The organism is Bartonella mastomydis (assembly GCF_900185775.1).
Lineage (GTDB): Bacteria > Pseudomonadota > Alphaproteobacteria > Rhizobiales > Rhizobiaceae > Bartonella > Bartonella elizabethae.
On record NZ_LT883138.1, the window covers coordinates 452045 to 477543 of the forward strand.

A 25499-nucleotide genomic window follows, 5' to 3' on the forward strand; every position below is an offset into this window, starting at 1 on the left:
CATTAATCTCTTGTTTTAAGAACAGATGATTGATGAATTTTGGAGAGATTTTCTTGATCAACCAGATGCGTAGGATAATATCCAGTAAAATAATGGTCAGTAAATTGTGGATCGGCGTTATTTCGTTTTTCCCCTGCTACAGCAAGATATAATCCGTCCGTTGAAAGAAATTCTAAAGAGTCTGCTCCAATAAAATTGCACATAGATTTTAAATCTGGATATTGATTCGCTAAAAGACTTTCGGCTTTAGGTGTATCAATGCCATAAAAGTCGGGATAGAAAATCATAGGGCTAGAGACGCGCATATGAACTTCCTTTGCTCCTGCATCGCGAAGCATTCGTACAATTTTAAGGGATGTTGTTCCCCGTACAATAGAGTCATCAACCAGAATAACCCGTTTTCCTTCAATCACAGGACGGTTTGCAGAATGTTTTAACTTGACGCCAAAAGCGCGAATTTGTTGTGTTGGTTCGATAAAAGTGCGGCCAACATAGTGATTACGAATAATACCAAGCTCGAAGGGGATTCCAATTTCTTGTGCATAGCCAATCGCTGCAGGTGTTCCACCATCTGGAACAGGAACTACCAGATCACCCTCACAAGGAGCTTCCTGGGCTAAACGGATTCCCATATTTTTGCGTGTTGTATAAACACTCCGCCCACCAACGATTGAGTCCGGACGGGCAAAATAAACATATTCAAATAAGCAAAGTTTTTCTGGTTTTTCATTTTCTGGTTTTATAATTTTTTTCGTAATTTCTCCATTTTTTTGTATTTCACATATGATAATTTCTCCATTTTTAACATCACGAACATATTTTGCTCCAATAATATCAAGGGCACAAGTTTCAGAACAAAAGATAGGCTTTCCATCAAGTTCTCCCATCACGAGAGGTCTAATTCCTGTTGGATCGCGTGCTGCAATAAGCTTTGTACGTGTGAGCGCTAACATAGCATATCCGCCTTCTACTTGCCGAATCGCATCAACAAAACGATCAGAGGATGATTCATAACGTGAGCGGGCAATAAGATGGAGAAAAACCTCTGAATCTGACGTTGATTGACAGATAGCACCAGAAGCGATGAGTTTACGGCGCAATGTAAGACCATTGGTAAGATTACCATTATGTGCAATAGCAATACCTCCAACTTTCAATTCAGCAAAAAGGGGTTGAACATTGCGTAATGCCACTTCTCCAGTTGTTGAATAACGGGTATGTCCAATCGCGCGATTTCCTGGTAAGCGCGCAAGTGTTGCAGGGTTTGTATAGTGATCACCAACAAGACCTAGATGCTTTTCTTGATGAAACATTTTATTATGGTAAGAAACAATACCAGCTGCTTCTTGCCCACGATGCTGAAGTGCGTGGAGTCCAAGAGCGGTTAATGTCGCTGCATCTTCATGCCCAAGAATGCCAAAAACCCCGCATTCTTCATGAAGGGTATCATCATCTAATGAAAATTTTTGAAAAGAAATATCGCTTTTTATCATCATATTCTTTCAGTTGTGATAGAGAGGAATCATCCATATCACATTTTACATCATTGAGTTCTCTTTCCTTATGAAAAGCTATTCTCCATTTTTGAGAAGTGTTTTTTCATGAGGTTGTTTATTCGTATGTTTATCGTTGTCTTTAAACAACTTTTCTGCCTTTTCGAGAACAGATCCAAGATCTTTTGGGAGTATTTCCCAAACTTTTTGTCCTAGTGAATCTAAAATAGGCCTTGTTCTGGCATTTTTTAACCAGTCTGCTTGGTGTTCGGGTTTAATAAGTGCATTAATCAGCAACATACCGATGACCATAATCAGTAAACCGCGAAGTGCTCCAAAAATAAAACCAATAGTACGGTCAAGGATACCAATTCGACTATCAATAATAAAATCGGAGATCTTCATTGTAATAATCGAAGTAATAATAAGAACAATAATAAAAATTGTGACCAATGTTGTGATCAATGCAATCATTTTATTAGAAAAATATTGTTCAAAGAAAGGTAAGACAGGTTTGAATAAAAACAGTGTCGTAACAGCTGCGATTGCCCAAGAAATCAACGATAGCACTTCACGTGAAAATCCTCGAAGCATAGCAAGAAAAGCGGACAACAGGATGATGACTACGACAATTCCATCAAGGATTGTTATGATCATTTGTTTGTTCCTTATACATAAAGTTGTGTTCTTTAAATCTGTGTGCAAATATATTTTTGTTAGGTCATTTTTTATTCTTATAGCAAGGATATTTTGTATTTTATAGCATTTTTTCTATATTATCCTGCCTGTGGTGTAGACCATTTTTTACTTGTAGTAAGAGTGGCGACGAGTTCGGGAAGGTCGGAGAAAGTTTTTTGCTGAAAATTGAGTGACTTCATCATTTCGGTTGTTGTTGTGGGATGAAATGCCCCCTGAAAGCCGAGTTTTTTTGCTTCATTAATGCGTTGTGCTGAATGTGCAACAGCGCGGGTAGCTCCTGAAAGACTGACTTCACCAAAATATACATAATCCGTTGGCAAAGGGATATTGGCAAGAGAAGAGACCAAAGCAGCAGCTACAGCTAAATCAGCAGCAGGTTCTGAGATACGATATCCCCCCGCCACATTCAGATAGACATCGTGCTGTCCAAAACGAATTTCGCAATGGGCCTCTAAAACGGCAAGAATCATAGAAAGACGATTTCCATCCCATCCGACAACCGCACGTCGTGGTGTTCCAAGAGAAGAAGGAGCAACAAGGGCTTGAATTTCCACCAATATCGGGCGAGTTCCCTCCATACCGGCGAAAACAGCCGCACCTGGTGCTTTTTCATTGCGTTCTCCTAAAAACAATTCGGATGGATTTATCACTTCGCGTAATCCTTTATCAGACATTTCAAAAACACCAATTTCATCTGTTGGTCCGAAGCGATTTTTTACAGTTCTAAGAATGCGATAATGATGTCCTCCTTCACCCTCAAAATAGAGAACACCATCAACCATGTGTTCAACAACCCGAGGTCCAGCAATTTGCCCATCTTTTGTCACATGACCAACAAGAACAACAGCGGCTCCTGTTTTCTTGGCAAAGCGGATCATTGCCTGAGCACCAATACGGACTTGTGTGACAGTGCCGGGGGCTGAATCTGCTGTATCTGACCATAGAGTTTGAATTGAATCTATAATCACCATGTCAAGGTTTTTATGTTCGCTTAAGGTTGCAAGAATATCTTCAACATTGGTTTCAGCAGCAAGTTTCACCTCTGTATTATGAGCTCCAAGTCTTTGCGCGCGTAGACAAATTTGTGCAATAGCCTCTTCACCTGAGACATAGATAACATTATGCCCCTTGCGGGATAAAGCAGCAGCTGTTTGTGTGAGTAATGTTGATTTTCCAATACCTGGATCACCACCAACAAGGAGTGCTGATCCACGAACAAATCCCCCACCGGTAACACGATCAAGTTCAGCAATACCAGAGTGAATACGTGGAGCATCTTGGATATCTCCAGAAAGAGATGTAAGGGCGACGATGCGTCCTTTACGTGTACTCTGCTTAGGAGCACTTCCTATGCCGCCATTTACATTTTCTTCAATAAGGGAATTCCATTCTCCACAGGCGCTACATTTCCCTGCCCAACGAGAATAGACAGTTCCACAATTTTGACAGACAAATTGAATACGGTTGCGTACCATGGTAATTTAACCGATTTGTTCTGGAAGATAATTGCTATCTGCCAGATCACTGAAGCGTGTAAAGTCAGATTGAAAGGCAAGGGATACGATTCCTGTGGGGCCATGACGCTGTTTTGCCACAATAACATCAGCTTTCCCCATAATTTTATCCATTTCATCTTGCCATTTTGTATGTTCAAGAGTACCCAGTTTGGGTTCTTCATTTTTGAAATAATATTCTTCACGATAAACAAATAGAACGATATCGGCATCTTGCTCGATAGAACCAGATTCACGTAAATCGGAGAGTTGTGGACGTTTATCTGTTCTGTTTTCGACTTGGCGCGAAAGTTGTGACAGAGCGATAATAGGAACATTCAATTCTTTTGCTAAAGCTTTTAATCCTGTGGTAATTTCTGTAATCTCTTGAACACGATTTTCAGACGAACGCTTTGAGCTACTTGTCATGAGTTGGATATAATCAATAAACAAGACATCTAAGCCATGTTGTCGCTTAAGACGCCGCGCACGAGCAGCCAGTTGCGTAATTGATATTCCCCCAGTTTGATCAATATAAAGGGGGGCCTTTTGGAGTTGGTTTACCGCACGAATAATTTTTGAAAATTGTTCATCTGAAATGTTCCCCCGTCGAATATCAGAAGAAGAGACTTCTGTTTGTTCAGAAATAATACGAGTTGCAAGCTGTTCTGAGGACATTTCCAAGGAGAAGAACCCTACAATACCGCCTTCATTTTCTTCGGTATTGCCATTATGATTATAAGCATTGGCAATATTAAAGGCAATGTTGGTTGCTAGTGAGGTTTTCCCCATACCAGGGCGTCCCGCAAGGATAATTAAGTCAGATGCTTGTAACCCTCCCATTTTTTCATCAAGTGTTTTAATATGGGTGGCTATCCCTGATAATTGCGAAGAACGCTGCTTCGCAGCACTTGCCATATCGAGTGCTTTTTTGACAGCCACATTAAAATTCTCAAATCCGCCTCCATATTTTCCTTTTTCTGCGAGCTCAAATAACTGATTTTCAACAGTTTCAATTTGTTGGGTAGGCGTAAGCTCTACAGGAGCATCAAAGGCTGTATTGACGACTTGAGTTCCAAGATTAATCAAAGAACGACGGATAAAAAGGTCGTAAATAACGCGTCCATAATCTTCAGCGTTAATAATGGTGACTGCCTCTTTGGCTAAGCGAACAACATACTGATATACAGTAAGATCTCCAATTTTCTCTTCCATTTGGATATGAGGTTTGATTGTAACCGGATCTACACGTTTGCCTGTTTTAATAAGGTGAGATAAAACAGCATAAATCTTTTGATGTAACGGTTCAAAAAAATGTTCTGGTTTTAGAAAATCCGAAACGCGGTCGAGAGAATCATTATTGATAAAGATAGCACCAAGTAATGCTTGCTCAGCTTCAATATTATGTGGAAGTTGCCGAAAAGAAGGAGAATCTTCTTTTTTCGAAGAGCTGATATTAACAACGCTAGTTTCTTCCATAAACTTTTCCCACTAAAATTCCAAGTCTAGCGACTTTAGGCGATAAATTGAAAATCGTACATTAAAAGAATAGAGCTACAAAGCTTCATTTTAAGTTAAAATCTATAATTTTTAAAAACTCTCTTCTAATGGCTCATTTATCATTCATGTATTATTAATATAGCATCTATTTCGTGTATTTTATTTTTATAATATGTGATTTTTAAGTGGAAGTTTTGGTACTCTAAATTGAAGTATTTTGAAGTTATGTGATCTTAAGATTCTAATACCGGTGTAAGTGGAATGGCTTCTTTATAATTCACACCAGATCGCGTGAGGATATCATTAATTTACCGCTCATGCAAAATTCACTCTTAAGGGTAGAGCTTTAAATTATTTTTTATGCTGGAGAAGCAAAAGCATTTTTCCTTGTTGATGTTATCATTTCTGATATGGAATGTGCTGATATAATATACTTCTAATTTTTCATAAAAATTACTTCTTTACATATGATAGTCATAAAATACTCAGTTTGAAAATGTGAGTATTTTATGACCAGTCTTTTAAATGGAATAAAAGATATAAAACAGAAAGTAAAAGGAGCAATTAAGCTTCTTGATGAGGACTGTTTATATTGTTGTCATTAATTTCTTCTACCAACAATTCTTCCTGATTTTCTTCTAATATTTCTTCTTGAATATCATATATTTCTTCAGAAGAAGTAAGCGTTTCACCTTCTGCTTGGCGTTGTGCTTCACTGGTAGAGCGAGCAACGTTGATAACCACAGAAATTTGAACTTCAGGATGGAGGCTAAGAGTAATCGTATGAAGACCGATCATTTTTATTGGATGATTAAGTTCAATTTGATTTCGCCCAATAGAGAATCCTTCATTTGTTATGATTTCAGCAATATCACGCGTTGACACAGATCCATAAAGTTGTCCTGTTTCACCAGCAGAACGAACAGCAATAAATGATTGACCATCAAGTTTTTCAGCAATTTTTTGCGCTTCGCTTTTGCGTTCGAGATTACGTGCTTCAAGTTGTGCGCGTTGGGTCTCAAAATGTTTTTTATTCGCTTCATTTGCGCGTAAAGCTTTACCTTGAGGCAAGAGAAAATTACGTGCATAACCATCTTTCACTGAGACAATATCACCCATCTGACCAAGACGAGGAATGCGCTCAAGTAGAATAATATCCATAGTTTTTCCTTTCGAACAAATAAATTTAGGGAAGTTTTTTGTGTGATTGAAAGTTATATTGAATAGCAGCCCAAATGCCCATCAAAAGCATCATAAAAGAAATAGGTGGGAAAAAAACAACAGTTAAAATAGCAATATAAACAAAAGAAAGTATAATAACCCGACCATTGACTCCTTTTGTAATATTATGAAGATAGGCTAGACCACTAATTGATATGATGACAGTATAAGCAGAGCTAAAGATGCGCGTCCCTAAATTAATAGAATCACTCAATTCAGCCATTGAGGCGATGGAAACAGCGATGAAAATAACAATTCCAGAAATTGGAAGGCGAAGAGTTTTACTCCAATCATCTCGAGGTCTTTTCAGCCACTTCATATATTGGGCTGTTATCATTGAAAAATAAAGATTACCAATGAGAAAAATCAAACTATAAACTGTCAGAGCGATTGCTGCTAAAGTTGCGGCATGTGCCATTAAAAATTCACTAACATTCAGTATATTAGCTTCTTTTAATGACTGCACTTGTTGTAAAGCTTGTATGATGTTTTCAATGATTTTTTTCGCAATGAGAGGGGTGTCTGGACGGGTTTTTATATAAAGTCCAATGAAGGTAACTATAAGAGCAATAAAGTTGGTTAAATGAAAAATAACGGATGATAATGGATACCATATCAATGCGTTTTCTTTTTGCGCTGGTCGTGCCAATCCGAGAAGCCAAGAGGCATAAACAGCAGGAAGAAAAGATAATAGCATAAGCCCAAGAGCAATATAAATATCCGTGGCTATGACAAGAATAACAGTCGCACTTATTAAGGCAACGAAGCTGGCAAATGTTCCTTGACCGAATGCAACAATAAAAATTGGCAATGAAAGAAAGCAGCCAAGAAGAAGAGAAAAAGAGGGAGCGATATTGGCAACACTGATGATAGCCATTCCTATCACAACAGTGAACAATCCCGCCAAAACGCCAGTTAATATCTCATAAGTGCGATTTTTTTTCATTTATTGCTGTCCTGCTTTCTGCAGTTAGAGGCAGATCAATACCCCAACTTCTATATTTAATAGCTTAACATAGGATTCAATAAGCTATTTTCCTAAAGCATACAACCAAAGCAACTGGAGAGTTCCTCCAATTGCTTAAGTGTCTTGATCATTTATTTTACAACGTATGGAAGTAAGCCTAAAAAGCGAGCGCGTTTGATAGCATTAGCTAATTCACGCTGCTTTTTCTGACTAACAGCCGTAATCCGCGAAGGAACAATTTTTCCACGTTCAGAAATATAACGTTGTAACAATTTGATATCTTTATAATCAATTCTAGGCGCATTAGCCCCTGAAAAAGGACATGTTTTACGACGACGATGAAAAGGGCGACGTGCAGAGTTTTGATTCGTGTCAGTCATCATTCTACCTCTTCCATAGCATTTTCACGTTGACGACGCGGGGAACGAGAGCGCTCTTCATCCTGACCAGCGTGCGTATTGCGATCAAGGTGTGAAAGCATCGCAGATTTTTCTTTTTCGTGCTTTTCTACACGAATGGTCATATAGCGCAAAATATCTTCATTGATTCGCATCTGACGCTCCATTTCAGCAATTGCTGCAGCTGGTGCATCAATATTGACCAAGACATAATAAGCCTTACGGTTTTTACGAATACGATAAGCAAGAGGACGAAGTCCCCAATTTTCTACACGCCCAACCTTTCCACCGTACGTTTCAATGACACCTTTATAAAGGCTCAAAAGTTCATCAACTTGCTGCGGTGCAATGTCCTGTCGGGCAAGAAACATATGTTCATAAAGAGCCATTGTTTTGCCTTTCTTCAATTAAATCTCACCGGTTTTAGCGCAAAGCCTCTGCGACTTGTCTTTTTGGAAAAACCCAAAGAAGAAAGGACGCGTTTACAATTTGAGACATCTCAGAGCGGAGACACGGGAGGACGGAAACATTGTATTTCCTACTGACATTTTACAGTCCTCCGTTCAACCTCCAGCTAAATGCCGGCAACGAACATTTCATATCTACAGGTTATCCTTTAAAATAGCAAGCTTATACACATAAAAAAAATGGATTTATTAAATCTTGATATATTTTCAGTATATTTCCCTCTTCCATAAAGAGATAGTGCTGTAACATACAGATAAAGGAGAGAAAAATGGATTTTTTAAACCAGATTGATGTTACGCTCTTTAAGATGTTTGTCGGCAACCATCAGTCTTGGTCAATTTTAGTTTTGTTCGGTATTTTTTGCGCAAAGTTTTTAATTTACATTATACCTCTTCATCTTTGTCTGCTGTGGTTTTGTGGTGGGGAAAGGGAACGATGTGTCGTGCTAAGCATTTGCGTGAGCATTAGCATAGCCCTTTTGATAGGTTATCTTATTTCTCTCATTTATTTTCATCCACGCCCATTCGTTGTAGGATTGACGACACCGCTGATTAAACATCGAGCAACAGCTTCTTTCCCTAGTAATCATGCCTTGACCATTTCAGCTTATACAGCAAGCTTTTATTTTTACCGATACAAAGGTACTTTTAAATTTGCTATAGTGTTTTTATGCTTGATCTGTTGGGCACGCATCTTTGTGGGGGTACATTATCCCTTTGATATTTTAGCAGGTATCATTTTAGGAAGTCTCATAAGTCTGGGAATTATTCAGTTTATAGCTCCATATTTTCCTAAGTTTTTATATCAAATTCCACCCTTAAGATATAATTTGAAGAGAGATATTCATTCTAAATAAAGCACTTTATCTTGACTTTTTGCGGATGAATAAGGTCAAAAGAAAATAAGTTAATGGCACAATATTAGGAGTCGATGAATGGGTGCAGCTTTTATTTTTCCAGGGCAAGGGAGTCAACTCGTTGGGATGGGGAAGGCGCTTGCAGAGCAATTTTGTACGGCGCGAATGGTTTTTGAGGAAGTTGATGATGCTTTGGGTGAGAAATTATCAGAGATCATTTTTGAAGGACCAGCAGATGTTTTAACGTTAACAGCCAATGCACAACCAGCATTAATGGCTGTATCCATGGCTGTCATTCGTGTGATGGAACAATTAGGGCTTCGTATAGAAGAAAAGGTAAAGTTTGTTGCCGGTCATTCTTTAGGCGAATATTCAGCTCTTTGTGCTGCTGGTACATTCAGTCTTACAGATACGGCAAGGCTTTTGCGCATTCGTGGTAATGCCATGCAGGCTGCTGTTCCAGTTGGTGAAGGCGCTATGGCCGCACTTATCGGTTTAGAAGAGCACGTGGTAGAAGAAATTTGTGAAACTGTTTCTGGAGAAGGACTATGCCAGATTGCCAATGATAATGGTGGTGGGCAAATTGTTATTTCAGGTGCAGCAAAAGCCGTTGAGACAGCGGTAGAGATTGCATCAACAAAAGGTGCAAAACGTGCGCTTCTTCTTCCGGTTTCTGCACCTTTTCATTCTTCTTTAATGCAGCCTGCTGCGGATGTCATGAAGAAAGCGCTTTTGACTGTTAACAAAGCAGCCCCTATTATTCCTTTGATTGCTAATGTTTCTGTTGCACCAGAAAGTGATCCTGAGCGTATTGCTACTCTTCTTGTTCAACAAGTAACAGGCAGAGTGCGGTGGCGTGAAACAATAGAATGGATGGGTTTTCATGGGGTTGATACGCTTTTTGAAGTTGGTTCTGGAAAAGTATTAACAGGTTTAACGCGTCGTATTAACAAGGATATAAAGGGGGTAACAATTGGAACAGTTAATGAAATAGAATCAGCGCTAGGAATGCTTGGCGTTTAATCTATGAAGGAGTTTAAAAAAATGTTTAGATTAACAGGACGTAAAGCTCTTGTAACGGGGGCATCAGGAGGAATTGGTGAGGCAATTGCACGTTGTTTCCATGCAAGGGGAGCCATTGTTGGACTTCATGGAACACGTGAAGACAAGCTTAAAGAAGTGGCTGCAGAATTAGGACAGAATGTTTTTGTGTTTCCCGCTAATCTTTCTGAACGTCAATCGATTAAACAATTGGCTGAAGTTGCAGAAAAAGAAATGGATGGCGTTGATATTTTGGTTAACAATGCGGGAATCACTCGGGATGGTCTTTTTGTGCGTATGCAAGATAAAGACTGGGATGATGTCTTAGAGGTTAACCTAACAGCTGCTTCTCTTTTGACGCGTGAATTAACACATTCTATGATGCGTCGTCGTTATGGAAGGATTATTAATATTACATCTGTTGTTGGTGTTGTTGGAAATCCTGGACAAACGAATTATTGTGCTGCAAAAGCAGGCTTGATAGGTTTTTCTAAAGCATTGGCACAAGAAATTGCGTCACGAAACATTACGGTCAATTGTATTGCTCCAGGATTTATTAAATCTGCCATGACAGATAAGCTTAATGAAAAGCAAAAAGAAGCCATTATGGCTGCGATTCCAATGAAGCGTATGGGGAACGGGCAAGAAATAGCCGCTGCTGCTGTTTATCTAGCGAGCGATGAAGCAGCCTATATGACAGGTCAAACACTGCATGTTAATGGTGGAATGGCAATGATTTAAGTATTTTCTTGTATTCCACATTGATTTATAAGCCGTATTATTTTAGATAGTAACGATTGAAATGGAAAGATGCACTATTTCTTTAACATGGTCGTTGATCGATTGATGTCGGAATGTCAGATTGGTTCATTTTGTAGGGGATATCCACAGGATGTGTTAGATCATTACTAAAATCTTTTAAAGGAATGCATCTATTGCTTGATTAGATGAGCCGATATAGTTAACCAAATTATAGGAAAATATAAATTCGAGGATTTCAACATGAGTGATACAGTAGAGCGCGTTAAGAAAATTATTGTGGAACATCTTGGGGTTAATGCTGATAAAGTCGTAGAAAATGCGAGCTTTATCGATGATCTAGGGGCTGATAGCCTTGATACGGTTGAGCTCGTTATGGCTTTTGAGGAAGAATTTGGTGTAGAAATTCCAGATGAAGCTGCTGAAACGATTTTCACAGTTGGTGATGCCGTCAAGTTCATTGATAAAGCTTCTGCATGATAATTAAAGGGCAAAAGCATTATTGCTTTTGCCTGTATTCTTCGGAGTTCTTTTGAAAAGAGAGCTTTGAGAGCTAAAGTTTAGTTCAAGGTTAGAAGTTATGAGACGTGTTGTTGTTACTGGTTTAGGATTGGTATCTCCACTGGCTGGTAATATTGAATATAGTTGGAAACGACTTCTTGAAGGGAGAAGTGGTGTTCGGCGTATTACTGAATTTGATGTGTCCGATTTGCCATGCCAGATTGCAGCGCGTATCCCCTTAGGCGATGGAACAGAGGGGACTTATAATGCTGATTTATATATGGAACCTAAAGAGCAACGGAAAGTTGATGCATTTATTGTTTATGCAATGGCTGCTGCTAATCAAGCACTTACAGATGCTGAATGGTTTCCTAAGAGTGATGAAGATCAGATTTGTACAGGGGTATTAATCGGTTCGGGGATTGGAGGGATTGAGGGCATTGTTGAAGCTGGTTATACGCTTCGTGATAAAGGTCCGCGCCGTGTTTCTCCTTTTTTTATTCCAGGTCGTTTGATTAATCTTGCTTCTGGTTATGTGTCTATTCAATATGGTTTACGAGGACCTAATCATTCGGTTGTGACAGCCTGTTCGACAGGAGCACATGCGATCGGTGATGCGGCGCGTTTGATTATGTTCGGTGATGCAGATGTCATGGTGGCAGGGGGGACCGAATCTCCGATAAATCGGATATCTCTTGCGGGCTTTTCTGCTTGTAGAGCTCTTTCTACTTGTCGCAATGATGAACCTGAACGGGCCTCACGTCCTTATGATGCTGATCGTGATGGTTTTGTGATGGGGGAGGGAGCGGCGGTTGTTGTTTTAGAAGAGCTGGAACATGCCAAAAGGCGAGGAGCGCGTATTTATGCTGAGGTTATCGGTTATGGTTTATCGGGTGACGCTTACCACATTACAGCGCCTGCAGAAAGTGGTGAAGGGGCTCAGCGGAGTATGATGGCCGCTCTTAAGCGTGCACAAGTGAATGTGAGTGAACTTGATTATATTAACGCTCATGGGACATCAACGATGGCTGATTCCATAGAGCTAGCAGCTGTTGAGCGTGTTTTAGGGAATTATGCACCACAAGTTTCTATGTCATCAACGAAATCTTCTATTGGGCATTTACTTGGTGCAGCTGGTGCTGCTGAGGCTATTTTTTGTGTTTTAGCTATACGAGATAATATAGCGCCAGCGACGCTTAATCTTGACAATCCATCGATTGAAACAAAAATCGATCTTGTTCCGCATAAGCCACGTGAACGAAAGATTGATACGATTCTTTCCAATTCTTTTGGATTTGGAGGGACAAATGCATCGTTGGTGATGCGACGTTTTAGGGGATAATAAGTATTTTTATTTAATTTCTGCTTTTTAATTTTCACCTTTATTATAAGGTGAATGAGAAGTTACAATATTGTCCTTAATCGCTATTGAGGGGTTATGTCCGGTGTAAAAAATAGAACGCCATTAAAGGACGTGAACGATTCCTCTTCGAATCATTGAGCAGATAGTTGTGGCATGTTAACACATAAAAAACAAAAGAAGTCGTCTACCGTTCGTAATCCTTTGGTTATCCTTGGTCATTTTTTTCTCATGCTGATTGTGCTTATTCTTTTCGGCATCAGTATTCCTCTTTATATTGGAAAAAGTATTTTTGAAGAAAAGGGAAAAATTGAGGAAGAACAAGTTTTTCTTATCCATCCGGGAACAGGAATTCGTGAAATTGCTTCATTGCTAGAAAAACGTGGTTTCATTCGATCATCAGATATTTTTGTTTATGGGGTTGGTTATCACAAAAATACAAGCCACCTAAAGGCTGGTGAATATTTAATTCCAGCCCATTCTTCAATGCATGATATTATGGATATTCTTGTGAAAGGAAAATCCATTGAGTATACATTTACAGTACCAGAAGGTTTAACGGTCCAGCAAGTTTTTGATCGATTAGCGGCAAATGAAATTTTGATTGGGGACCTTCCAAAAGTTTTGCCTCCAGAGGGTTATTTGATGACGGATACTGTTCGCTTTATTCGGGGGACAACCCGTCAAGAAATTATAAACAGATTGCGCGAAGGACAGAAAAAATTAATTCATGCGATATGGGCTACGCGTTCCCCTGATTTACCTATTAAATCAATTGATGAATTTGTCATATTGGCTTCAATTGTTGAGAAAGAAACCGGAGTTGCAGCAGAGAGACCAATGGTTGCTGCGGTATTTTATAACCGTCTTGCAAAACATATGCGTCTTCAATCAGATCCAACGGTCATTTATGGTCTCTTTGGAGGAAAAGGAAAGCCATCAGGTCGTGCAATTTACCGTTCAGATCTTGAGAAGGAAACACCCTATAATACTTATAAAATTAATGGGTTGCCTCCAACCGCTATTGCAAATCCAGGTCGCGATTCATTGAAGGCGGTGGCACATCCACCAAGCAGTGATGCGCTTTATTTTGTTGCTGATGGTTCAGGAGGACATGTTTTCTCTCGAACCTTAGAGGAACATAATATGAATGTTCGCAAGTGGCGAGAATTGAAGGCAAAACATTGATTTATAATGATATGATACTTTTTTGCTTCGTAAATGCGAGCTCCAAATAGAGTAAGATTTTCACCTTAAACTTTTGATGAGAATAATAAAAAATTATTTTCTTGTATGTTACAAGTGAGATGAACGTATAGATACAAAATATTTAAGAAAGAAATTAATATATTTTATGATAAATTATTTCAATGAAAGTGAAAAATAGCATGGATAACTGCTAAAAAAATAATTGATTAGAGAAAAGGTTGAGATAATGTACCGTTCAAATTTTGAAGAAAATTTATAAACAAAGTAGAGTGATATAATGACAGTCATTGAAAGTGAATTGAATACTCTAAAAACAAATCAACGCCGTGGTTTTTTATTTATTCTCTCTTCACCTTCAGGGGCTGGTAAGTCAACAATTTCTCGGTTACTTCTCAAAGATCAACAATTAGAGCTTTCTGTCAGTGTGACCACAAGGAAAAAGCGTCCCAGTGAAGTAGATGGACTCCACTATCACTTTATTTCAAAGGAAGAATTTGAATATAAACGTGATAGAGATGAATTTATTGAATGGGCAGAAGTACATGGGAATTATTACGGCACGTTACGTGAAACTGTTGAAAATGCATTGAGTACTGGTCGTGATATGTTATTTGATATTGATTATCAAGGCACGAAGCAAATGCAAAAAAAGATGCCAAGAGATACCATATCTGTTTTTATTCTTCCACCATCGATGAAAGAGCTTGTTTCACGTTTACATCGTCGAGCAGAAGATAGTCAAGATATCATCAATTTACGATTGGAAAATGCACGAACGGAACTAAAACATTGGCGTTCTTACGATTATATTGTGATTAATGAGGATTTAGATCGATCTTTATCATTTATTAAATCGATTTATTTAGCTGAAACAGTGAAACGCGAGAGATGCGCTTTTCTTGAAACTTTTATCGATGAACTTATTTCTGAAAAGATTGATTAATATTTTTTATTATTTTGAAAAAGTTATACTTTTTAGGTTATCAAATTCGCTAAAGTTATAAATTCAGAAATTGAAAGTGTTTCAGCGCGGCGTGTTTCATCAATTCCTGCTTTTTTTAAAAGCATTTCACCTCCAAGTGTTTTGAGATTTTGACGAAGCATTTTTCGTCTTTGTCCAAAAGCGGTTTTTGTAACAAAGCTTAGTTTTTCCGCAGAGCAGACAAGAGGTTGAGTTCGTGGAATGATATGAACAACGGAAGACGTTACTTTAGGCGCTGGTATGAAGGCTTGAGGAGGCACATCAAAAGCAATTTTAGCTGTAGTCCGCCAGCCAGTTAAAACACTAAGACGTCCATAATGAAAAGACTGAGGTTTAGCCGTAATCCTTTGAGCGACTTCACGTTGAAACATCAATGTCATGGATTCATAAAAAGGAGGCCATGGTTCAACCAAAAGCCAATTTAAAAAAAGTTGCGTTCCAATATTATAAGGAAGATTGGCAATAATGCGTGGTTTTTCTGGGATTGTTTCAAAGAGTTTTGAGAAATCTTGTTTCAGTGCATCATTACAAATAACTTTTAATTTGTTCGGATAGTATTTTTCTATTTCTAAGAGCGCTGGTATACAGCGCTCATCGCGTTCTATTGCTGTTACAATGGCACCTTTTGCCAGCAAGGCGCGAGTGAGACCTCCAGGACCTGGACCAATTTCAAGAACAGGTTTTCCTTCTATATTACCTGCTTGACGAGCAATTTTAGAGGTTAAATTAAGGTCAAAAAGGAAATTTTGCCCTAAAGATTTATGGGCTTGTAACCCATATGTATTAATGACCTCACGCAGAGGAGGAAGAGTATCTATTGGCATGGTATCGAATTATTTTTTGCAAGTTGATTTGCAAGTTTAAGAGCGGCAATAAAGCTTTCAGGAGAAGCTATGCCTTTATCAGCAATATCAAAAGCGGTTCCGTGATCTGGAGACGTACGAATGAAAGGTAGACCTAAGGTGACATTAACGGTGGTATCGAAATCTAATGTTTTAACAGGGATAAGAGCTTGATCATGATACATGCAAAGAGCAACATCATAAGTTTTTCTTGCGCGCTCATGGAACATTGTATCGGCAGGAAGCGGACCTATAATATTAAGTCCTTTCTTTTTAAGGTATTCAAGAGCAGGCGTGATCACTTCAAACTCTTCTTTTCCCATTGCGCCTTCTTCTCCAGCGTGAGGATTAAGACCAGCAACAGCGAGCCGAGGTGACGTTATTTTAAATCGTGTTTTTAAGTCATATTCAGTAATGAAAGCCGTTTGAATGATTAAATGACGAGTCAGCTGTGAAGGAACATCTTTGAATGGAATATGAACAGTTATGGGGACTGTTTTTAATTGAGGCCCAGCTAACATCATAACGGGATGATAAGATTTATGAAAAGCTTTATGAGCCAAATCGGCTAAAAATTCTGTATGACCTGGAAATTCAAATCCGGCATCATAAAGATTCTTTTTGGCAATAGGACAAGTAACCAATGCAGAAGCATGCCCATTTTGAATCAATTGAACACTGCGCTCAATAGCTTCAATGATTCCAGCAGCATTGTTTGGAGAAGGAGAAGCTAATTGATCACTTTGTTTGTTTTTTAAGGGTATGATAGGGAGAGCGTTTTGAAAATTTTTGACAGGATTGGTGATTAAAACAGATTCCACCTCAACATCCATCTGTAAAAAACGAGCGCGCGAACGAATAACATCTGGATCAGCGATGAGCACAAAAGGTGGAACTTGGCAGGTAACACGCAAATCCCACGCTTTTAGAGCTATTTCAGGACCAATTCCGGCAGGATCACCACCGCTAACAACAAGAGCAGTCATTATTGAATACGTGCTACGTGCCGCAATTCTTCTAAATATTTTTCGCTTAATTCTTCAAGTTTTTTCGGGCTTCTGTTTTTATTATCTTGAAGAGAAAATATCAGCCGAGCAACATAATCATCAGAAACCCTTTTGATTTTGCAAACAGCAATTGCTTCGATTCCATCAGATGTTTCTTGTAATTTTGTCATTTTTCCAGCAGGTGTTGCAAGAATAGCTTGCTCCCATGCACTGGGAAGTTGAGGTTCCAGAAACTTTCCTAAATGGCGGATTGTAACGTCTAAAATACCTCTTGCTTGATTGTGGGTATTTGCACATCCACGGAAATGTGCGCGAAAATTGCTTGCTTCTCTTTGACGTCTTTCGAAGATTTCTGAACGACGATGTGCAGGAATAACAAAAACAATGCGCTGTAATGTATATTCATTGGTTGAAGGTTTAACACCACCATTTTTTAATATTCTGCGCACAGCTTCTTGTTCGCTAATCATACCTATTTGAGCTTGATAGCGTGCGCTAACAAGACGTCCCCATCCTATTTGTCCACGAATATAATTTTTGAAATGTTGCACAGTAATATCATTTTGGATCAGAATCTGATTGAGCTGATCAATGGTCATATTATTTTGCGTTGCAAAGTTCTCAAAAGCTCTATCAACCTCATCATTGCTGACCTCAACATTCCGACGTTTTATTTCAATATTTTTTAGTTCTTCGTCGATCAGCTCTTTTTTAGCTTGTGCCACTAAATTGCCTTGCTTTTGTTGCAATCTGAGAAATGCAACACGCCTTTGTATATCATAATTTGTGATAGGATTGCCATTAACTGTAACAACAATAGCCGTCTGCGCAAAGGCTGACGGAATCAAAAATTCATTTATGAGCAGACCACTTACGCTCAAAGACGTAATATAAAATAAAGCAAGAACACGCTTTTTCAATTTATTCATGTAAATAAGCTTTCGCATTGTTTATTAATTCTCATCAATAACTTAAACTATACGCTTTCTTTCATAAAAACAATAATAAGTTAAATCACTTATACATTCTCTTTATAAATTTGAATCTATTTTTTTCCGATATCTGCGATTGTACGCAATGAAAGAGAGAAATTAAAGTTCTGCAAAGGTGTTTTTCTTCCCGGATTCATTACCTGTTGATAACCGAATGTTACCCCGAAACATTCATCCGTATAATTCAAGCTAATTCCTCGTTTTATAAATGTGTGAGATACGAGATCATAACCGGCGTTGCTATTAATGGACCAATAGTCTGCCAGTTTTAAGCCTGTTTGAAAAGAAATTTCTTGGCGCTCTTGTGGATATTCGTAATTCGGTTGGCTTGCGATATAAGCATATTGTACAGAGGCCCAAAAATTTTTCCACATTTGTGATGCTTCAATTTCACTACGGCGGATTTTTCCTGTTTTTTTGTCAAAGCGTCCACGCGTTTCTAAGGAAAATCCGTTTTTATGGGTCGCACCAAACATTGCAACATAGTCTGAACGTTTTTCTTCTAAGCTAGAATGAATACCGGCGTTAACAAAGTCCTTTTCTGCAAAAGAATTCCTTCCTGCCAGATGAAAGGATTGTCCAATAAGACCATAAAGAGACCAATTGTCATTAAAGTTTCCAGAATATCTTAGACCTATATTGGCTCTTGTCCCACCTTCTACACGATCATAACCAGAAAATTTATTTCGTTGAAAAAGAGTGGTTGCATCAAAGACAAAGCTTTGTGCATCTTCATTCGGAAGTTGTCCGATATATTGTTCATTATTGCGTATAAAAATTTGTGCGGTTGGTTCTATAATATGTGTAGAATGAGCAGCTGTAATAAGGAAGGGATAACGTGCTTCCAATCCTGCTGTTGCCATGCCACGAATTTTTGAGCCGCGAATTGCGGATAAGGCATTGTTTTCTCCAGAAGCAGCATAATTTTCTTGTCCATTGATTGTAAGGATATCAGCCCGTAGAGAGAGAAGGGGGGTTAATATGAGGCCATTGTGCATGTTAAAGCGCTTTTTCCACTCAAGCTCATTTGTTAAACGCAAACTATTTCCAGCCATACCGGAAAGTCGTACAGTATTGAGAGGATTTTTGTTCCAGTCGGGTGAACTGAAGTCGGCATGACGACGGTAAACTGATTGTATATTGCTATGGAAGGTAAGCTCTCCATTATAAATGGGTTCACCTGGTGTAAAAGAATAATCGATGCGTGGTAGAACCCATGCTTGTTGAAAGTGACGTTCATAATGGGGATCGTTCAATATCGAATCTTGAATTTTAAAATGATAAAAACGCATGTCAAAATAGTTTTTTCCTGCAAGACCATTCAGATAGATCTGAGAAAGTTGTGTAGGATTGCTATAGTTTTCAAGCTTGTAGGCACGACTAAAATGCCGATCGGATTGTGCAAGAATATCCCATCCATAAGTCCAGTATGAATTAATACGAAAGTCCCCCTTTGTCGCTAGCATATAACGGTTTTTATGCTGTGCATCAATCGTATCACTGTCAAATTTATGCGGTTTCATTTGATATATATGAGCAAAGCGAATATTATAACGGCCCATTTTAAAACGCTGACGCCATTCCCCTTCGGTTAAAAGCCCTTGTTGAGTATAAACCGTAGAAGAAAGCGTAAAATCATAATGGGGAGCGAGATTCCAGAAATAAGAATTCTTTATCCCCATACCAAGATAATCAGTATAGAAAAAATGAGGCGTAAGGAGACCGCTAGCACGCCTGACAGTTGGATCATAGAGCTCAAAATTTGGAAATTTTATAATTGGGACACCAAAAACTTCAAAACTGCTATTTTCAAACCGAATTTTTTTTACGCTATTATTCCATATAATCTTTCTGGCTTTAATTTTCCACAGGACCTTTCTATTTGGTTTATAAGAGCAAGGTTCACAGGCTGTATAGGTTGCATTTTCAAAGATTGTTACCTGATTGTTTTGGCGTATAGCATTTTGAGCGGCAAAGTGCACATTGTTGGCTGTATCAATACGCAAAGCGTTTACAAATCCCTCGCCAAGATCTTTAGTCATATCAATTTGATTAGAATAAATTTTATTCCCATCTTTTTGAGTAATTTCAACGTTTCCTTTTGCAATAAGCCGCCCTGTTTTTTGGTTGTAAATGATTTTTTGAGCCACAACTTTATTGCCGTCATATTCAACTTGGACATTTCCTTGTGCAGAAACAGTGTTTTCATCACGATTGTAGATGAGTTCATCTGCAGAGAGCAAAAGAGGGCGCTCCGAGTTTTGAATGCGACTTTGAGAAGGAGACATAGGATTTTGCGCGTACGCACAATAAGGCAATGCTCCCCCTAAAATAGCTGCCATAACACTTCTAAAAGCGAGAGCACTTAATTTTGTTAAAATGATTTTCTTACGCGTTAATGCTTTCACTTAGCCATCCTCTTTATGAAGTAAAAAAGAGATTCCCAAGAATAATGCAATAACAACAGGTGTCCAAGCGGCAATAATTGGTGGAATATACCCAGCATTACCAAAAGCCTGAACGAGTACAGAAATAACATAAAGCATAAATCCAGCGATTACGCCACCAAGAATCAATGTTCTAGATTGTCCAAAACGGGTAAAATTTAAAGATACAGTTGCTGCAATGAGAGTCATTGCCACAAGCAATGCCGGTAAGGCAATCAAAGATTGCAAATACATATCAAAATTATTCGCAGAATAGCCAAATGAACGTGCAATCATAATTTTTTTAGGCAATTGGTAAAATGGAATAGTTACGGGATTCACTAAACGTTCCGTTAAAAATTCAGGTTTTAGATTGGTTTTTATTTTCAACTCGGTAAATTCTTCAGGAGGATGCCCTATTTTATAGATTGTACCATTTGTTAAGAACCAAGCGCCATTGGTCAAGGTTGCTTTTGGGGTGTTAATCCAATTTTTGACGGTTGCGTCATCTTTGTATTGTACAAAGGTTGCATCGAGAAGAGAAAGTCCTTGATCAGTAATAAATTTAGCACCAATGGTCGTTCTGCCTAAATCTGTACGCTGTGTTAACCAGTGGGTACGCGTATTATGAAGAGATGTTAGGACATTATTATTGCGCCACTCAGTCATCATTTTTTCTGCTTGAGAAAATCCCCATGCAGCAAGTGGATTAATGAGAAAAATTGAAAATAATCCTAAAAGAAAAGCTCCAAAACAAGCAGGCATAAGAAATTGCCATGCAGAAACACCGATGGAGCGAGTCACAACAAGTTCAAGCTTTTTATTAAGAGAAATAAGGGTTGCCATTGCAGAAAAGAGTGCAATAAAAGGGATAAGTTGTTGCATAATAAAAGGGATGCGTAAAACAGAGAGGAGAAATGCATCTTTTGCTGTGTAATGCGAAAGGGAAGGCAATCTACCGGAATTTTCTGTAAAATCGATTAAGAGAGCAAGGACCAAAATCCCCCCCCAAAAATAACACGTTATTTTAAGGTAACGTGTAAAAAAATAGCGTCCAAGTGTCCATCCAATCATGATATTTTGTCCGGAGAATCTTGAGGTTTTTTATGTTCAAATTTGTTCACTACTTTTTGAAAAATGATTTGAAGTACCTCATTAAATTTTGCAGGGAGTCCAATTTTATGATTCGTTAAAAGCATAAAAAAGACGAATATACTTGTTCCTATGGGCGTAATATAAAGGAGAGGAATATATGCAAGATCGTTCTTTGCTTTTTCGGCGAAAAAATACCCTATCCAATAGACCAGAAAAGAAAAAGCAATCGCTAAGAAATTTGCTAAATGGCGTGCTTGTCGATGAGAGCATACATTTCCTGCCGCTGCTAATGCAATAAGTGAAAAAACAATTGGATAGAGCCATTGCGTTAGTCGGCGGTGAAACTCAGCTTTATATTGGAGCGGTTTTCGTTGATAGTAGGGATCTTTTGGGTCAGGATTTTGTAAATAAGAAAGAGACCGATCTTTTGGATAAAGAGTAGGTTTTTTATCACTAGGAATAAACTCCCCTAGGCTAAAGGTATATGCGCTAAATTGAACGATTGAAACGCTGTTATTTTGATGGTTGACCCTTTCTATTTCACCGTTATTGAGGATTAAAAAACGACCGTTTTGATTACTTATAATGGAGGCTTTTGTTGCATAATAAAAAAGATCAGTTTTAGGATCACGCTGATCGGCAATAAAAAGACGTTCAAGTGTTCCATTGGGATTTCGTTCGCCAATTTCTATGTAAAGATTATTGGCAAGTTTTTGAAAGCTTCCTTCACTAATGAACAGATTAATAAGATCAAAATGGGCATTTGCTAGCATTTGTCGCATATGAAGACGCGCTTGAGGAGCAACAAAATTAGCAATAGAAAAGGAGATACATGATGCAACAATAGCAAGAAGGAGAATAGGCTTCCAAACAGTACTTTTAGGAAAACCAGAGGCATTGATGACAGCAAGTTCTGAGTCTTGATTCATTGCTGAAAGGGTGGTTGTAACTGCGATGACTAATGCAAATGGAATGACAAGAAAAATAACAGAAGGAACTAATGAAAGTGAAAACTGCAAGACTGTGAGGAGTGTTTGTTTACTTGTTGTAAGAAAGTTTATACGTGCAAGAATTTGCACCGTCCAACTAACGCCCACTGCTGCAATCATGACAGAACTAAACAAAACAAAGACACGCCTCAGGATGTAGAACTCAATAATACGCATAAAATGGAGAACACCCTCAGTCTTTAATTCGATAACAAATACTTTTACCGCTTTCGGTTAAAATGTAATAAAATCAAAAAACACCCTTTCAGGGATTGGGTATTTTTAGCAAATAAACCATATAAAATTGCTCGTTAAATTCCCTTTAATTTTTCAACACATTATATTTTATTTTCCACGATAGTCTACAAGGAATCTAGAAAATAACTCAAAAAACTTTTTTATTAACGTTGAAAATAAAAAAGTTTTATCTTTTAAAGGTACAGCCAAAAAGATAATGCATCTCAATCGAAAAAGAGTTTTATATCTTGAATCTTTTCCCTTTATATAAGGGGTATAGAAGTTTCTCTAAAAAAGATGTTAGCTTTATTGGTAAAAAGTGATGAGGATTTGAGAGGTTGGATATTCTATTCTATCATTTGACGCAGTCAACGCTAAAAGATATTTTGCCAACGCTTGTGGAGCGGGCATTGGCTCGTTTTGGTAAGGTAACCATACAATGTGTGAGTAAAGAACAACGTGATTCTATAGATATGCATTTATGGGTTTATGCTGATGAATCATTTATTGGACATGGAACAGAGTGTGATCAATATTCAAATTTTCAGCCTGTATTTCTGACGACAGGACAAGAAAATCCCAATAATTCAAAGATTCGTTTTCTCATAGAGGGAGCTGTTTGTTCGGATATTGATGTTTATCAACGTCTTGTTGTGTTATTTGATGGCAGAAATGATGAGCAGTTGAATCTTGCTCGAGCACAGTGGAAAAAATATAAAATGGAAAATCATAATTTAACGTATTGGCAACAGAGCGAAGATCGTCGTTGGGAAAAGCAGCTCTAATGCGTCTCGTATCTTTTATTCTGGTTTTTATAGGGTTGGTAGGAATTGTAAATCCAGCACTTTTTATTGCGGAAGGATCAGGGGGAGGGCGTTGGGTCTTTGTTGTGATTTTTCTTTTAGGTATGCTAAAAATATGGCCTATAATTAAAAAGATGAAACGGCATGATGATGATTATTGATCGAATTTTGCTTGTTTTATGGGCTGTGATGTTGGCTTTTTTTTGCGTTTCGTGGTTAGGGACAACGCATATCCTATCAGGAATGTTTGCTGTTGCCGATATGAGCAATATTGCGGATTTTTTATTTTTCTTTTTGAGTGCCTTATTTGCGGGAATATTGTGGTGGCGTATACCACAACCCATGTCTTTAAAAATGAGACTGGCAGCATTTTTTCTGCCAGCCTTTATTTGGTTCTTCGTTATTATATTTTAGTTGGATATTTCATCATCTGTAAATCCGACAAAGCAAATCAGTGAAACAAAAGAAGCAAAAAGCAAATAATAGCCGATATAAGACGTATCAAAATGTTGCACCAAATATTCTGCAATATAAGGTGCGAGAGAGGCTCCTACGATACCAGATAAGTTGAAAGTAATAGAAGAACCTGTGTATCGAATGGCTGTTGGATATGGTGACGCTAAAACAGCACCAAGAGGACTGTATATCATTCCCATGATAGACAAACCAATGACAGACATTGCAAGGACTCCTATAACTCCAGAGTTTAAGAAATAAGGAATTGCGAAAGAATAGATACCGGTGATGATTGTAATCCAAATCATCAAGGTTCTCCGTCTAATACGATCAGCAAGTCTTCCAGTGATGACAGTAAAAATTCCACAGAAAATAGCACCGACAATTTCGACTTGGAGAGCTTGATAATATGATAACTGCAAATGATTTGTTGAATAGCTTAACAAATATGCAGTAACCAAGTAAAACAAAACAAATGTTCCCATACCAGAAAATATTCCAAGAAATAAGATTCGCGGACATTTTAAAAAGACATCAATGATAGGAACTTTGACACGTTCTTTACTTTCAAGATTTTTTTTGAATTGAACAGTTTCATTGATTGAAAGACGGACCCATAATCCTATAATCATAAAAATAATTGAAGCAATGAAAGGGATGCGCCATCCCCAAGCGACAAGTGCATCATGATCAAGGAAGTATAACAGACCTAAATAAACAGCAATGGATAAAAACAAACCGATAGGAACGCCCAATTGAGGAAACATTGCATACCAGCCTCGTTTTTCTGGAGGGGCATTTTCTGTTGCGAGCAAAACAGCGCCTCCCCATTCTCCTCCTAATCCCATTCCTTGTCCAATACGGCACAAGGTTAAGAGGAAAGGGGCAAACCACCCAGCGGTTTCATATGTGGGAAGAAAACCAATAATGACTGTTGAAAGCCCCATTGTGAGAAGAGAGGCGATCAGTGTTGCTTTTCTTCCAATTTTATCCCCAAAATGTCCAAAGATAATCGATCCAAAGGGCCGAGAAAAAAAGGCTGCCCCAAAGATCAGGAAAGATTGTAAAATGGCAATTTGATCATTTTGCGTTGGAAAAAACACATGAGGAAATATGAGAGCTGCGGCAGTGGCAAAGACATAGAAATCAAAGAATTCAATTGTTGGGCCAATAAGGCTTGCAAACAAAATGCGACGAGGGGAATTTCTGTTGCTTGTACCTTGCATTTCTAAGTTTATAGACATGAATAGAATGTCCCTTTCAGTATATGACAAATCAAATATGAATTAATCGACTATAATTATAAAAATTTCAAATCAGTGTCGAGTCGATATTATGATGTTTCTAATATATTCGAAAATATATTCGAACAACGATGATGGACTGATGAACATCAATAAGTGTTTTTTAGATTATCAAAATTGAAGTGAGTAAAGAAACTATTTTAAACGCTGTAGAAATGAAAATATGGAGCCATAAAAGTTCCTCCTCATGCATAGTGCTGTTTCCTTTAAAATTTAACTATTTTTATTTATTGAGGATCAATCTGCTTCGCAGATTAGTGTTTCAAAAATATTAAAAAAATTTTTTATGAATATAATTATAACACTTTTTAAGTGTATGTATTAAAAATTAAAACTTTTAGTTGTGCATACATTTTAAAAACACATGGTGTATATTTGATCTGCCAGAGCTTAATCATAGA

At 38.0% G+C, this 25499-nt stretch carries 24 protein-coding genes and 1 pseudogene; 10 read left to right on the plus strand and 15 right to left on the minus strand.

The window, feature by feature from the left end; all coding sequences use genetic code 11:
• Nucleotides 1-2: 2 nt before the first annotated feature.
• The 8 genes from purF to rpsF all read right to left on the minus strand — a co-directional run bounded on the left by purF (nt 3) and on the right by rpsF (nt 8160).
• On the minus strand, nt 3-1496 hold the full coding sequence (gene purF, locus FJG96_RS05065; RefSeq protein ID WP_180338244.1) for an amidophosphoribosyltransferase: 1494 nt from the start codon (nt 1494-1496) through the stop codon (nt 3-5).
• A gap of 75 nt (nt 1497-1571) precedes the next feature.
• Entirely contained in the window at nt 1572-2150 is a 579-nt protein-coding gene (locus FJG96_RS05070; protein WP_139413028.1) for a CvpA family protein, read from the minus strand.
• Nucleotides 2151-2269: 119 nt separating this feature from the next.
• Nucleotides 2270-3667 carry a DNA repair protein RadA gene (radA, locus tag FJG96_RS05075; RefSeq protein WP_139413029.1) on the minus strand — a complete coding sequence of 466 codons (1398 nt, stop codon included), beginning with the start codon at nt 3665-3667 and terminating at the stop codon, nt 2270-2272.
• A gap of 6 nt (nt 3668-3673) precedes the next feature.
• Nucleotides 3674-5164: a replicative DNA helicase gene (locus FJG96_RS05080; protein ID WP_139413030.1), complete on the minus strand. Its 1491-nt coding sequence runs from the start codon at nt 5162-5164 to the stop codon at nt 3674-3676.
• 585 nt (nt 5165-5749) lie between these two features.
• The gene (gene rplI, locus FJG96_RS05085; protein ID WP_139413031.1) at nt 5750-6346 is read right to left on the minus strand and encodes a 50S ribosomal protein L9; all 597 of its coding nucleotides are present in this window, start codon (nt 6344-6346) and stop codon (nt 5750-5752) included.
• Nucleotides 6347-6371: 25 nt separating this feature from the next.
• Entirely contained in the window at nt 6372-7352 is a 981-nt protein-coding gene (locus FJG96_RS05090) for a hypothetical protein (protein WP_139413032.1), read from the minus strand.
• A gap of 152 nt (nt 7353-7504) precedes the next feature.
• Complete coding sequence (gene rpsR, locus FJG96_RS05095) at nt 7505-7753, minus strand: 30S ribosomal protein S18 (RefSeq protein ID WP_139413622.1); 249 nt, start codon at nt 7751-7753, stop codon at nt 7505-7507.
• Complete coding sequence (rpsF, locus tag FJG96_RS05100; RefSeq protein WP_139413033.1) at nt 7753-8160, minus strand: 30S ribosomal protein S6; 408 nt, start codon at nt 8158-8160, stop codon at nt 7753-7755. The genes rpsR and rpsF overlap by 1 nt, the downstream gene beginning before the upstream one ends.
• Before the next feature lie 347 nt (nt 8161-8507).
• On the opposite strand from rpsF, the gene FJG96_RS05110 reads away from it, so the two are divergent.
• From FJG96_RS05110 to gmk, 7 genes and pseudogenes are all read left to right on the plus strand, one after another.
• Nucleotides 8508-9095 (plus strand): undecaprenyl-diphosphatase, encoded by a 588-nt coding sequence (locus FJG96_RS05110; protein WP_139413034.1) that lies wholly within the window; start codon nt 8508-8510, stop codon nt 9093-9095.
• A gap of 78 nt (nt 9096-9173) precedes the next feature.
• Nucleotides 9174-10118, plus strand: a complete 945-nt coding sequence (fabD, locus tag FJG96_RS05115; protein WP_139413035.1) for an ACP S-malonyltransferase — start codon at nt 9174-9176, stop codon at nt 10116-10118.
• A gap of 21 nt (nt 10119-10139) precedes the next feature.
• Nucleotides 10140-10877: a 3-oxoacyl-[acyl-carrier-protein] reductase gene (gene fabG, locus FJG96_RS05120; RefSeq protein WP_139413036.1), complete on the plus strand. Its 738-nt coding sequence runs from the start codon at nt 10140-10142 to the stop codon at nt 10875-10877.
• 261 nt (nt 10878-11138) lie between these two features.
• Nucleotides 11139-11375 (plus strand): acyl carrier protein, encoded by a 237-nt coding sequence (locus tag FJG96_RS05125; protein ID WP_004860281.1) that lies wholly within the window; start codon nt 11139-11141, stop codon nt 11373-11375.
• Nucleotides 11376-11475: 100 nt separating this feature from the next.
• Complete coding sequence (gene fabF, locus FJG96_RS05130; protein ID WP_139413037.1) at nt 11476-12738, plus strand: beta-ketoacyl-ACP synthase II; 1263 nt, start codon at nt 11476-11478, stop codon at nt 12736-12738.
• A 96-nt stretch (nt 12739-12834) separates the two neighbouring features.
• A pseudogene (gene mltG, locus FJG96_RS05135) lies at nt 12835-13944 on the plus strand (endolytic transglycosylase MltG).
• Between the two features lie 298 nt (nt 13945-14242).
• Nucleotides 14243-14908 (plus strand): guanylate kinase, encoded by a 666-nt coding sequence (gene gmk, locus FJG96_RS05140; protein WP_139413039.1) that lies wholly within the window; start codon nt 14243-14245, stop codon nt 14906-14908.
• A 32-nt stretch (nt 14909-14940) separates the two neighbouring features.
• Here the strand turns inward: gmk and rsmA are convergent, their stop codons facing one another.
• The 6 genes from rsmA to lptF form a co-directional block, all read right to left on the minus strand.
• Nucleotides 14941-15771, minus strand: coding sequence for a 16S rRNA (adenine(1518)-N(6)/adenine(1519)-N(6))-dimethyltransferase RsmA (gene rsmA / locus FJG96_RS05145; RefSeq protein ID WP_139413040.1), 831 nt, complete (start codon nt 15769-15771; stop codon nt 14941-14943).
• Entirely contained in the window at nt 15762-16775 is a 1014-nt protein-coding gene (gene pdxA, locus FJG96_RS05150; RefSeq protein ID WP_139413041.1) for a 4-hydroxythreonine-4-phosphate dehydrogenase PdxA, read from the minus strand. The genes rsmA and pdxA overlap by 10 nt, the downstream gene beginning before the upstream one ends.
• The gene (locus FJG96_RS05155) at nt 16775-17725 is read right to left on the minus strand and encodes a SurA N-terminal domain-containing protein (RefSeq protein WP_139413042.1); all 951 of its coding nucleotides are present in this window, start codon (nt 17723-17725) and stop codon (nt 16775-16777) included. Before FJG96_RS05155 ends, pdxA begins: the two co-directional genes overlap by 1 nt.
• Before the next feature lie 116 nt (nt 17726-17841).
• Nucleotides 17842-20196 (minus strand): LPS-assembly protein LptD, encoded by a 2355-nt coding sequence (locus FJG96_RS05160; RefSeq protein ID WP_139413043.1) that lies wholly within the window; start codon nt 20194-20196, stop codon nt 17842-17844.
• The gene (gene lptG / locus FJG96_RS05165; protein ID WP_139413044.1) at nt 20197-21288 is read right to left on the minus strand and encodes an LPS export ABC transporter permease LptG; all 1092 of its coding nucleotides are present in this window, start codon (nt 21286-21288) and stop codon (nt 20197-20199) included.
• The gene (gene lptF, locus FJG96_RS05170; protein WP_139413045.1) at nt 21285-22475 is read right to left on the minus strand and encodes an LPS export ABC transporter permease LptF; all 1191 of its coding nucleotides are present in this window, start codon (nt 22473-22475) and stop codon (nt 21285-21287) included. Before lptF ends, lptG begins: the two co-directional genes overlap by 4 nt.
• Nucleotides 22476-22873: 398 nt before the next feature.
• Between lptF and FJG96_RS05175 the strand changes: the two genes are divergently transcribed.
• Genes FJG96_RS05175 through FJG96_RS05185 form a run of 3 tightly spaced genes read left to right on the plus strand, consistent with a single transcriptional unit; the run spans nt 22874 to nt 23752 of the window.
• The gene (locus tag FJG96_RS05175; RefSeq protein ID WP_139413046.1) at nt 22874-23320 is read left to right on the plus strand and encodes a DNA polymerase III subunit chi; all 447 of its coding nucleotides are present in this window, start codon (nt 22874-22876) and stop codon (nt 23318-23320) included.
• Nucleotides 23320-23499 carry a hypothetical protein gene (locus FJG96_RS05180; protein WP_139413047.1) on the plus strand — a complete coding sequence of 60 codons (180 nt, stop codon included), beginning with the start codon at nt 23320-23322 and terminating at the stop codon, nt 23497-23499. Before FJG96_RS05175 ends, FJG96_RS05180 begins: the two co-directional genes overlap by 1 nt.
• Nucleotides 23489-23752 carry a hypothetical protein gene (locus tag FJG96_RS05185; protein WP_139413623.1) on the plus strand — a complete coding sequence of 88 codons (264 nt, stop codon included), beginning with the start codon at nt 23489-23491 and terminating at the stop codon, nt 23750-23752. Before FJG96_RS05180 ends, FJG96_RS05185 begins: the two co-directional genes overlap by 11 nt.
• Here the strand turns inward: FJG96_RS05185 and FJG96_RS05190 are convergent.
• On the minus strand, nt 23749-25038 hold the full coding sequence (locus FJG96_RS05190) for an MFS transporter (RefSeq protein WP_139413048.1): 1290 nt from the start codon (nt 25036-25038) through the stop codon (nt 23749-23751). The genes FJG96_RS05185 and FJG96_RS05190 overlap by 4 nt on opposite strands.
• Between the last annotated feature and the right edge of the window lie 461 nt (nt 25039-25499).